This is a genomic window from Methanosarcina sp. 2.H.T.1A.6, assembly GCF_000979455.1.
Taxonomy (GTDB): domain Archaea; phylum Halobacteriota; class Methanosarcinia; order Methanosarcinales; family Methanosarcinaceae; genus Methanosarcina.
This window is the reverse complement of sequence record NZ_JJOY01000048.1, coordinates 209,570-219,936: the sequence shown is the minus strand read 5'-3', so window position 1 is coordinate 219,936 and position 10,367 is coordinate 209,570. Positions and strand designations below refer to the sequence as shown.

The following is a 10,367-nucleotide window of genomic DNA, read 5'->3' as shown; positions in this document are numbered from 1 at the left end:
GAAGAAGAAGAAGAAGAACAATAATATTACAAGTTCATTTAGAAAGAAAAAGAAATTTCAGGGACCTGAAATTTTCTAAATTTTAAGGTTCTTCAGGAATTATAATCCAGGCTATAATATAACCAACTATTCCAGCTCCATTCAGAGAAAAGAGCGCCCATAAAAGCCTTATGAGCGTAGGGTCCACATCAAGGTATTCACCTATGCCCCCACATACTCCGGCAATGATCCTGTTCTTCTTTGACCTGTACAGTTTCTTCATATGATTACCTCTACTCCAGGAAAACACTCTAAGTTACCTGAAAAATATCCAATCATCTAATTATACCGGGTTTCATTTGAGTCCCCCTGATATAAGGAATTGTTTATATAAGATTTATAAGTGACTCCATTTTTCTGAGTATGTCGAAGTTCACCGAAATTTCGGCTTTAAACGTAGTCTATGAATCAAGACTGGCTTTTCTATCAGATACTTACCCACTCACTCATTATCTCTTCAGAGAACAGGTTTTCCCCGATAGCCCGCACATACACCCTGAAAGTCTTGCCTCCGGGAACTCTGAGCCCTTTTGCAGCAAACTGGTAAGATTCTTCCGGCTCCACATTTACAGGATCACTTTCTATCTGGTCCCATGCCCTGATTTCATCATCGGCCTGAAGGGAAACATAAATGGTGGTATCTTCAGCTATTTCGGAACCCACATTTCTCAGAGTAACGTTAACGTCCACCACCCCTTCTTTTTGCGAGTACTCACACTGAGCATTGAAATCAAGATTGACAAGAGGTCTTCGGTACACAGGGATGACCTGGACGGACTCATCTTTATACTCATCAGGCATCTCCCCTATCTGCCAGTTGCTTCCCGTAGTTTCCAGATAGTAGTAATGATTGTTTTGATATTCAAAACTCCTGCCTTTTGTTTCAGGGTCACACTTAATTCCGAGAGCCATGTGCTCCGGGAGTTCGAGGAGGACGACATCGTAGCCCATCTCCTGCAGGATTGCTACGGAAAGAATGGAGGTATCCTCACAGTCTCCACCGTTATCATAGAGGGTCTCATAAGGAAAACGGGGGTACTGGTCATATCCGGAACTTGCAACGTCTGATGTGTAGTTAAGGGATTGGATAAAAGAAACACAAAGACCCGGAACCTTGTTTTCTTCAAGCCCGTACTCCTTTGAAAGGGATAAAAGAGTATCTGCAATATTTTTAATTAGCCAGTCATCATACGGGTCAGAAGCAAAAAGGTCATATTCCCTTTTGCGTGTCCTTGACTTATACGTGTCATAAAGCTTATCGTCAAGCAGCAAAGTAAGGTACCATTTGTAGCCTTCATAGTTCCAGGAGTAAGTTCTGGACGATTTCCCTGGTGCTACGGATTCTTCCGCGACAAGGCTACTGGAAGGTTCAAGATTCTTATTCTCTGCTCCCGGCAGGTTCTTCTGTAGTCCTTTGTTGCCAGAATCTCCGGATACCTCAGAAAAAGGCCAGAAGAAAAGAACCCCGGCCATATAAACGAGTAAGAAAAGAAAAATCAGTTTAGTTCTAGCTTTCATAATTAACGCCCATCCGGAAACGCATTAATTAAATTTCCAGAGATCCTCTCTTAAGTGAGACTCTATCGGATTCAGTTCCATCAGATCTTCAGGATATGGTTCGAAAAAGGTCTGATGCATAAGATAGTCGTTATCAAATCGTGCGACCCATGCCCTGATTGTATTTATTGCAGGACAAATGGAGACCTTTCCTCCCCTGTACTTTTGGACCCAGTCTAAAAACAGGGCCTTCTCACGGCTCGAAAGTTTATCTGAAAAATACCCGAATGCATGCATTAACACATTGATGGTTGAGGTATATCTGGGAGCACTGGAGAGAGCATTGTACAGGTGCGCCTCATAATCGGAAGCCAACTCTTTGAAGGGCTTGCCGTCTCTGTTTGCGGTAATCGCCCCTAATTTACGGAGCTCGGCCTGACTATAAGCCATAAGAAGAAGTTTATTCTCTGTGTGGAAACTTATCAGATCCTTCATACTACCTTTAACCTTTACTTCTCGAAAAGCTGCAAATGTAAAGAGTTTTGCCAGGAAATGCTCTTTAATCCGGGCATTCCGGAGTCTGCCTTCATCCTCAATAGGGAGGAAAGGGTACCTTTTCAGAACTGCACCCCCTAAGTACCCTGAAGTTTTCCCAACTGCCCCTTTTCCCTCAACAGCGGGATAAACCTTTACGTCCTTGAGCCCACAGGAGGGAGACCTGAACTTCAGGATGAAGCCGTCCACATCTTCTATAGAGTCAAGGAAACGAGTACAGAAAGTAATCATATCTTCGGTGACATCCTTCCCGCTCGAGGGTTGAACAAGCCTGTGTTCTCCTCTGTCAAGGACTATTCTCACCGGAGTTCTTGGAACTCCAAGCCCGATCTCTACTTCTGCACAGACAGGCAGGAAATCAACGTATTCCTTAAGTTTTGCCACTACAGGACTGCTAATCATATCTCCGTTATATCGGCAGTGGTCGAATTCAAGGCATCTGCTGACAACAACCTTCGGCCTGGAAAACTCTCTCATTTAACCCCCATACAAAAAGGAGTTGCTTACATAAATTGCTTTTCAGACAAAAAGAAGCATGAGACGTATTTAAGATATAAGCGAAAATATTATAAAAAGAGATTATAAAAGCAGTATTTCCAGAAAGAAGAGCTTTTTTCCTTTATTCGATTCTGAATATAATGAAATAAATCGATAAGATATATATAAATATCTTAATTGGTGATTTTATTTTGGGGAACGTTATGGCTGATATTTTAAGAGTGTCACCCGTTATTTGTGCATATCCGGACGATACGTCAACTACCCCTGAGCTAAAGACTCCGGAGTTTCCTGCTGAGGTTTTATGAAAATTTGAAGATCGAAGTGGTTCCTCAAGGGTAAAAAAGTAAAATATTTATTAAAAGGTTATAGATGACGGTTTTTAAGTAAAAGCCACCAAAAAGGGGCTGTATATGTGGACAGCTATGACGTATGCTGCCTTATAAGCCCGGAAAAAGCTACTGCAAACTATTCAAACGGAGTACTGAAAGTCACTGTGCCTTACCAGCAGCCTTTTGGAAATTCAGTGGACGTAAAGATTGAGTAAACGGATACTTGATACGGCCAGGCTGCACAATTTTCCTATGAGGGGGAATTTTAATGGAAAATCCCGTACCCAAGATAATAAAAACCCCGATTATTGCCATGTATCACGATGATACACATGAAAGCCTTACTATAGAGCTTGAACTTCCGGACGTCATGGACGAGCACATAACTCTTGTAATGCATGAAAACAGTTTTTACCTTAAAGCCTACAGTGAAACTGTTGAATACCTGGGATCGTTTTTTCTGGACGGGCCCGTAGACCCGGAAAAGGCTATTGCAGTGAACAATAATGGAATGCTCACTATAACAGTCCCATATAAAGAAGGATTTGTTTGCGCAAGATATGTTCCGATAGAGTGAAAACTTGAAGATAGCAAAAAGCGCCGTGCAGAGGGAAAAATCCGAAAAAACTTAATGTTATATCCAATCAACTTTTATTATATTTAATCTGAATAGAAGAAGACTATTTTGATCAGTTTTTACTGCAAGAGGAGCTACCATGAAAATTGTTAAGTGCGGCGATCTGGGATTCAAGTGCAACTTTATGGCTACTGGTAATGAGCTGGAAGAAGTCGAAAAAACTATGTTTGACCACATAGAAAAAGAACATAAAGAAGAACTTGAAAAGATGTCCGAAGATGACATTCACCACCTGAAGCATCGTGTATCAACCCTTCTAGGAAGAAGTTGCGGTTGCGGTGCCCTCTAATATTTAAGCTTCCACGAACTTCAAAGTTTACCCTGGGTCTCCCGGGTATAGACCTTTTTTTCAGAGTTTTTTTGTGAATGCGGTTTTCAGCAATTCAGTAAAGGACAGGGCTCAGGCTGAGCCCATATCGTAATACTAACGGACTCAATCCTTATCTGAAATATATACTCATGGGAACATACACTCATGGGTTAAGGACCCAGATCTGGTAATTAAGCAGCGCCGCAAAACTGACCCAGAGAAGATAAGGGATAAGGAGATAGGAAGCTGCTTTTGAGATATTCCAGAATTGTATAACCGTCAGCAGGATTGTAAGCCAGAGCAGTAGAATCTCAAGAAAGGCAGTGTAAGGAGACTGCAGTCCGAAGAACAGGAAAGACCAGAGTATGTTAAGGCCCAGCTGTAATCCGAACAGGGAAATTCCCACTTTGACTTCTTTTTGCTGCAACCCCTTTTCCCACACAAGATAAAGCGAGATTCCCATAAGTGTATAAAGCGTTGTCCAGACGGGGAAAAAGACCCAGGAGGGAGGATTGAAAGCCGGCTTTTCAAGCAAAAGATACCAGCCTTCAAGAGAAGAAGATGTAAATATAGCACCAATTGCCCCCGCGAACTGGCAGATAATTATGGAGACCAGAAACCTGAATACATTCACTTTAAACATATAAGACCCCGAAGAGATATTGCACTTCAACACTAATTAAATATAAGGTCCGAAACATATATAATTTATTTTTTATGTCGTTTGAAGTATGTTGGGAAATATGCCAGAGCGGAGAGTTAAAATTTAAACCCTATTGAGAAATTCAGTCCTTCTGGAATGATATTTATATACAGGATGTTAGAAATATACGTAGTGAAGTGGGGATGAATTTCATAAATAATTTTAGAGACTTTTTAGATATATATGGAGCTTTAAGCGTAATCTATGCCACAACGCATAGAAATATATATATAATAGTAGGTCGGTAAATGATTACCTAATGCCTGGTGAGGATGGAATAAAATGGTGCAGATGAAAAAGTGTACGACTAAAGAAGACGTATTAGAGACTGTAAAGGAACGAGACGTAAAGTTTATCCGGACTCAGTTTACGGATACACTCGGCATCATCAAAAGCTGGGCAATTCCTGTAGAACAACTGGAAGAAGCTTTTGAAAACGGCGTAATGTTTGATGGATCTTCGATCCAGGGCTTTACAAGGATCGAAGAATCTGATATGAAACTCGTGCTTGACCCGTCAACGTTCAGGATCCTCCCCTGGAGACCCGCAACGGGCGCAGTCGCAAGAATTCTCGGAGACGTATACCTTCCTGATGGGAAACCCTTCCAGGGAGACCCCAGATACGTCCTGAAGAGCGCAATCAAAGAAGCCGAGAAAATGGGCTTCTCAATGAACGTCGGACCGGAACTTGAATTTTTCCTTTTCAAGCTTGATGCAAACGGAAACCCTACAACCGAACTTACCGACCAGGGCGGATACTTCGACTTCGCACCCCTTGACCGTGCACAGGACGTACGCAGAGACATTGACTATGCCCTGGAACACATGGGATTCCAGATAGAAGCATCCCACCACGAAGTAGCACCCTCACAGCACGAAATCGACTTCAGGTTCGGCGACGTACTTAGCACGGCAGACAATGTAGTGACTTTCAAGTACGTGGTCAAGTCCATTGCCTATCACAAAGGATACTACGCAACCTTCATGCCAAAGCCCCTCTTCGGAGTAAACGGTTCAGGCATGCACAGCAACCAGTCCCTCTTCAAAAACGGAAAAAACGCTTTCTATGACCCGGGCACTCCTACCCAGCTTTCCGAAGATGCAATGTACTATATAGGCGGTCTTTTGAAGCACATAAGGGAATTTGCAGCAGTAACAAACCCCGTAGTAAACTCATACAAGAGAATAGTCCCCGGATATGAAGCCCCGGTTTACATCACCTGGTCCGCCAGCAACAGGAGCTCCCTGATAAGGATTCCGTCAACCCGCGGCAACGGGACCAGGGTAGAACTCAGGTGCCCGGACCCGGCCTGCAACCCGTACCTGGCCTTCGCCCTCATGCTGAGAGCCGGCCTTGATGGAATTAAGAACAAGACCGATCCCGGAGAGCCAACCAACGTGAATATTTTCCATCTCACGGAAAAAGAGCGCCAGGAAAAAGGTATAATTTCCCTCCCTGCAAACCTCAAAGAAGCAACGGATGAAATGAAAAAAAGCGAGTTCGTAAAGGAAGTGCTCGGACCTCATGTCTTTGAAAACTACCTCTGCGCAAAAATTGCAGAATGGGACGAATACAAAGCCATGGTCCACCCCTGGGAACTTAACAAATACCTCCACATGCTGTAAGGACAATCATCATGAAGTGTTTATAGTACGCCGGAAAATCTGATAGTCAACTACCCGCTAAATAGAAAGATTTAACGGGTTTCCTGACGAGGTTTTATGGAAACTAAGAAAAACATGTCAATAAGGGTTCGGGAGGCACACCTTATCCGGCAGGTGTGCTCCGGGATTCTAAAAAACACCCAGTTGATTGAAAAAGGGAAAGAAGCTTCGTAGAAAAATGGGAATTCATTTCATTGAGAGAAATTGATTTTCAATTTTCTTCAGAAAAACAGGACCTGAAAAAGATTTCGGTATAAAAATGCTTTCCTCAATAAACACTACAATTTCAGTTCAACCTTTTCAAGTTTGGCTTATTACTTTTTTGGCAGGCGGCTGTATCAAAAATTCATCTTACGCAAAAAAGGCTGGCAGCTCTGAGCAGGACAATCATTGTAAACTGCTTAGAATACAAACAATATCAAGCGGGAAGAAAGAAAAAATAAAGCGTTAAAACGTCATGCTTTGCAGTGTTACTGTAAGCAGGTCTGATCCTGAAAAAAGAAACATATATATATTGTCAAATAGGTACTAAATTACTTACTTCCCTTAGCGGCGACCCTCACAATTTATTTAAAATAACTAAAAGCAGAGGCAGGAAAGCTGTCATGAATTCAAGCTAATTATATAATAGAGATTAGATTAATATAAGTAGAATATTCCTTTAACTTACGAAAACTTATAAAATATCCCCTGAAACCCAGTTTCTCCAGCTGGCAAATTTTTAGAACTATTTCTCAAAAATGAGCCGCAGAAATCATCCGGGAAGACATTAACAAAATACATTTGCATTATGTTCATTTTTATTCATCTCTAGAGTGATCAAAATGTGTGGAATAATAGGCTTTATAGATCGAAAAAAGTCCAGAATGGACGGATCGAGCATAAAAGCCGCCCTCAGTCTCATGAACGAAAGAGGCAGTGGAGACGGGGCAGGCTATGCTGCATACGGGATTTACCCCGAATATGCAGACTGTTATGCTCTTCATGTTTTCTTTGACAACATGGCAGAACCAAAAAAGAAGGTTGATGAAATCCTCCAGCAGTGGGGAGAAATCGTTCACCAGGAAGAGATCCCGACCACCCCGCAGCCAGGCTTAAAAAAGGTCCATATTCCCTGGAGATACTTCTTTAAACCCTCAGAAGGCCTGATGGAAGGGAGAATGGCTTCTGAAAACGACGTTGTAACGCATATATTCATGGAAGTAAACGCCAACATAAAAGGAGCCACAATCTTTTCCTCGGGGAAAAACATGGGAGTCTTCAAGGCTTCCGGTTGGCCCGAAGATGTAGCAAACTTCTACAGAATAGAGGACTACAAAGGCTACATCTGGCTTGCCCACAACCGCTACCCGACAAATTCTCCGGGCTGGTGGGGAGGAGCCCATCCATTCAATCTTCTTAACTGGTCAGTGGTGCATAACGGGGAGATAACCTCTTACGGCACAAACCAGCGCTATGTGGAGGGTTACGGCTATAAATGCACTGCACTTACCGACACAGAGGTTGTAGCTTACCTTTTTGACCTGCTCGGAAGGCAGCATGAACTGTCACATGAGATGGTTGTCAAGGCCCTTGCCCCCCCATTCTGGGACGACATCGACCGCATGCCTGCAAAGGAAGCCGAACTGAACAAAGCAATCCGCCTTACCTACGGGTCTGCCCTTATGAACGGGCCTTTTGCTATTGTAGTTGGGACAGAGAACGGTATTGTAGGCTTCACTGACAGGATTAAACTGCGCCCCCTGGTCGTTGGCGAAAACGGAAGCAGGCTTTACATATCCAGCGAAGAAGCCGCAATAAGGACCCTTGACCCCGAAGTAAAGAATATATACACTCCCAGGGCAGGAGAACCCATCATAGGGAGGTTTATCGAATGACGCTCGGAAGCGTACCCCCAAAATTTAAAGTCAGCATTGACCGCGACCAATGTATGGACTGCGGGCGCTGCATTGAAAACTGTTCCTACGGCGTATACAGGAGAGAAGGCGACAAAATCCTGATAGAATCCAGGAAATGTACCGCCTGCCTCCGCTGTGTTGCAATGTGCCCGAGAGACGCAATTAATATTACGGAAAAACCCATCGACTACCGTTCCCATCCCGTCTGGACCCGGGAAGCCAGGGAAGACATCATCAACCAGGCCCGCAGTGGAAAGATCATCCTTTCAGGGATGGGAAATGCCAGAGATCTGCCAATTATCTATGACCGTCTTCTCCTTGATGCCTGCCAGGTCACAAACCCGAGCATCGACCCCCTGAGAGAACCCATGGAACTCAGGACCTATATAGGGAAGAAGCCATCCAAACTCAAGTTAAGAAAAACCGAGAGTGGAGACGTTGAGCTCGAAACAAAGCTGGCCCCCAACCTGAAACTCGACACCCCTATCATGATCGGACACATGAGTTTCGGAGCCATCAGCCTTAACTCCCAGCTCAGCATGGCAAAAGCCGTAGCCGAAACCGGAACCTTCATGGGGACAGGAGAAGGTGGACTGCACAAGAAGCTCTACCCTTACCAGGACCACATGATCGTCCAGGTCGCTTCAGGCCGCTTCGGTGTGAACATCGACTACCTCGAAAGGGGCGCTGCCATTGAGATCAAGATCGGACAGGGAGCAAAGCCGGGAATAGGAGGGCACCTCCCCGGAGAAAAGGTAAATGAAGAAGTCTCCAAAACCCGTATGATCCCCCTCGGAAGCGATGCGATCAGCCCTGCTCCTCACCATGACATTTACAGCATTGAAGACCTTGTACAGCTTATCAGGAGCCTGAAAGAAGCAACCGAATGGAAGAAGCCGGTCTTTGTGAAGATTGCAGCAGTGCACAACGTGGCCTCCATCGCCGCAGGCATTGCCAGGTCCTCTGCAGACGCAGTGGTCATTGACGGGTTCCGTGGAGGGACCGGGGCAGCCCCGAAGGTCTTCAGGGACCATGTGGGAATCCCCATCGAAGCTGCAATCGCCAGCGTTGACCAGAAACTCCGGGAACAGGGAGTAAGGAACGAAATTTCCATCATTGCGAGCGGCGGAATAAGGAACAGCGCCGACCTTGCCAAGTCCATTGCACTAGGAGCGGATTCCGTCTACATAGGAACTGCAGCCCTGGTCGCTCTGGGATGCAGAGTCTGTGGTAACTGTTACAGAAACCTCTGTCCCTGGGGCATTGCTACCCAGCGCCCGGACCTTGTGAGCAGGCTTGACCCCGAAGCGGGAGCAGCACAGGTTTCAAACCTGATACACGGCTGGACCCTGGAACTCAGCGAACTCATGGGTGCAGCAGGCATCAACAGTATCGAAAGCCTGCGTGGAAACAGGGACCGTCTGCGCGGATATATGCTGGACGAAGGGATGCTTAAAATCCTGGACGTAAAGCCAGCGGGGGCCTGAATATGAAGACGGTAAGAATTGATGCTAAGGACATGCACTACACCCCCTTAAACCAGAAAATAAGGGCAGCAGTTGCTGACGGGGCAGAGGAAATCATCCTCGATAACGTGCTCGGCCAGCGCTTTATAGGGGACGGAGTTAGAGGCAATACCCGCATCATAATCAACGGAGTCCCCGGAGGAGACCTGGGGATGTTCATGAGCGGACCCACCTGCATAATCCACGGGAACGCCGAACACGCCCCTGGAAACACGATGGACAGCGGTATGCTTGTGATCCACGGAAGCGCAGGAGACGCCGTCGCCCACAGCATGAGGGGAGGCAAGGTCTTTGTGAGGAACAACATAGGCTACCGCGGCGGCATCCACATGAAACAGTATGAAGTGGATGTCAGGCCAGTACTTGTCGTAGGCGGCACAGCCCATTCCTTCCTCGGAGAATATATGGCAGGAGGCCTTGTGCTTGTGCTCGGAATCGGAAAGGAGAAATCCATGACCGACAGGGGAATTGGTAGCGGAATCCACGGCGGAGAAATCATCATCCGCGGGGAAGTGGATGACTACCTGCTGGGAGTCGGAGCCAAGAAGTTCGAGTTTACGGAAGCCGACCTGGAACGCATAGCCCCGATCATAAAGAGCTTCTGCGAGCAATTCGGATATGACCCCGCAGAGTTCCTGGACACCAATTACACAAGGATCGGACCTGCAAGCAGCCGGCCTTTTGCAAGCAAATACGTCTGGGAGTGA

11 protein-coding genes are annotated in these 10,367 nt (G+C 45.5%); 7 read left to right on the top strand and 4 right to left on the bottom strand.

Translation table 11 applies throughout. From position 1 onward, the window contains the following. Positions 1 to 82: 82 nt before the first annotated feature. From EO98_RS14820 to EO98_RS14810, 3 genes are all read right to left on the bottom strand, one after another. Positions 83 to 262: a PspC domain-containing protein gene (locus EO98_RS14820; RefSeq protein ID WP_048136040.1), complete on the bottom strand. Its 180-nt coding sequence runs from the start codon at positions 260 to 262 to the stop codon at positions 83 to 85. 203 nt (positions 263 to 465) lie between these two features. Beyond that, positions 466 to 1,557, bottom strand: coding sequence for a hypothetical protein (locus EO98_RS14815; RefSeq protein ID WP_048138023.1), 1,092 nt, complete (start codon positions 1,555 to 1,557; stop codon positions 466 to 468). 24 nt (positions 1,558 to 1,581) lie between these two features. Next, a complete protein-coding gene (locus EO98_RS14810; protein WP_048138021.1) occupies positions 1,582 to 2,568 on the bottom strand; it encodes a DUF523 and DUF1722 domain-containing protein in 987 nt (328 codons plus the stop codon). Between the two features lie 436 nt (positions 2,569 to 3,004). On the opposite strand from EO98_RS14810, the gene EO98_RS19245 reads away from it, so the two are divergent. The 3 genes from EO98_RS19245 (at position 3,005) to EO98_RS14795 (ending at position 3,847) form a co-directional block, all read left to right on the top strand. Next, positions 3,005 to 3,136 (top strand): Hsp20/alpha crystallin family protein, encoded by a 132-nt coding sequence (locus EO98_RS19245; protein WP_235283475.1) that lies wholly within the window; start codon positions 3,005 to 3,007, stop codon positions 3,134 to 3,136. A 53-nt stretch (positions 3,137 to 3,189) separates the two neighbouring features. Continuing rightward, positions 3,190 to 3,498 carry an Hsp20/alpha crystallin family protein gene (locus EO98_RS14800; protein WP_048136048.1) on the top strand — a complete coding sequence of 103 codons (309 nt, stop codon included), beginning with the start codon at positions 3,190 to 3,192 and terminating at the stop codon, positions 3,496 to 3,498. Between the two features lie 139 nt (positions 3,499 to 3,637). Next, positions 3,638 to 3,847: a DUF1059 domain-containing protein gene (locus tag EO98_RS14795; protein ID WP_048136050.1), complete on the top strand. Its 210-nt coding sequence runs from the start codon at positions 3,638 to 3,640 to the stop codon at positions 3,845 to 3,847. A gap of 184 nt (positions 3,848 to 4,031) precedes the next feature. Here the strand turns inward: EO98_RS14795 and EO98_RS14790 are convergent, their stop codons facing one another. Continuing rightward, the gene (locus EO98_RS14790) at positions 4,032 to 4,511 is read right to left on the bottom strand and encodes a TspO/MBR family protein (protein WP_048138018.1); all 480 of its coding nucleotides are present in this window, start codon (positions 4,509 to 4,511) and stop codon (positions 4,032 to 4,034) included. 342 nt (positions 4,512 to 4,853) lie between these two features. Between EO98_RS14790 and glnA the strand changes: the two genes are divergently transcribed. The 4 genes from glnA to EO98_RS14770 all read left to right on the top strand — a co-directional run bounded on the left by glnA (position 4,854) and on the right by EO98_RS14770 (position 10,367). Further along, the gene (gene glnA, locus EO98_RS14785) at positions 4,854 to 6,197 is read left to right on the top strand and encodes a type I glutamate--ammonia ligase (RefSeq protein WP_048138014.1); all 1,344 of its coding nucleotides are present in this window, start codon (positions 4,854 to 4,856) and stop codon (positions 6,195 to 6,197) included. A gap of 863 nt (positions 6,198 to 7,060) precedes the next feature. Beyond that, positions 7,061 to 8,113, top strand: a complete 1,053-nt coding sequence (locus EO98_RS14780) for a glutamine amidotransferase family protein (RefSeq protein ID WP_048138012.1) — start codon at positions 7,061 to 7,063, stop codon at positions 8,111 to 8,113. Further along, entirely contained in the window at positions 8,110 to 9,621 is a 1,512-nt protein-coding gene (locus EO98_RS14775) for a glutamate synthase-related protein (RefSeq protein ID WP_048138010.1), read from the top strand. Before EO98_RS14780 ends, EO98_RS14775 begins: the two co-directional genes overlap by 4 nt. A 2-nt stretch (positions 9,622 to 9,623) precedes the next feature. Beyond that, positions 9,624 to 10,367: a hypothetical protein gene (locus tag EO98_RS14770; protein ID WP_048138007.1), complete on the top strand. Its 744-nt coding sequence runs from the start codon at positions 9,624 to 9,626 to the stop codon at positions 10,365 to 10,367.

Excerpts from the sequence above, each read along its gene's own strand:
- EO98_RS14820 (WP_048136040.1), bottom strand. The coding sequence starts at position 262 with ATGAAGAAACTGTACAGGTCAAAGAAGAACAGGATCATTGCCGGAGTA.
- EO98_RS14815 (WP_048138023.1), bottom strand. The coding sequence starts at position 1,557 with ATGAAAGCTAGAACTAAACTGATTTTTCTTTTCTTACTCGTTTATATG.
- EO98_RS14810 (WP_048138021.1), bottom strand. The coding sequence starts at position 2,568 with ATGAGAGAGTTTTCCAGGCCGAAGGTTGTTGTCAGCAGATGCCTTGAA.
- EO98_RS14800 (WP_048136048.1), top strand. The coding sequence starts at position 3,190 with ATGGAAAATCCCGTACCCAAGATAATAAAAACCCCGATTATTGCCATG.
- EO98_RS14795 (WP_048136050.1), top strand. The coding sequence starts at position 3,638 with ATGAAAATTGTTAAGTGCGGCGATCTGGGATTCAAGTGCAACTTTATG.
- EO98_RS14790 (WP_048138018.1), bottom strand. The coding sequence starts at position 4,511 with ATGTTTAAAGTGAATGTATTCAGGTTTCTGGTCTCCATAATTATCTGC.
- glnA (WP_048138014.1), top strand. The coding sequence starts at position 4,854 with ATGGTGCAGATGAAAAAGTGTACGACTAAAGAAGACGTATTAGAGACT.
- EO98_RS14780 (WP_048138012.1), top strand. The coding sequence starts at position 7,061 with ATGTGTGGAATAATAGGCTTTATAGATCGAAAAAAGTCCAGAATGGAC.
- EO98_RS14775 (WP_048138010.1), top strand. The coding sequence starts at position 8,110 with ATGACGCTCGGAAGCGTACCCCCAAAATTTAAAGTCAGCATTGACCGC.
- EO98_RS14770 (WP_048138007.1), top strand. The coding sequence starts at position 9,624 with ATGAAGACGGTAAGAATTGATGCTAAGGACATGCACTACACCCCCTTA.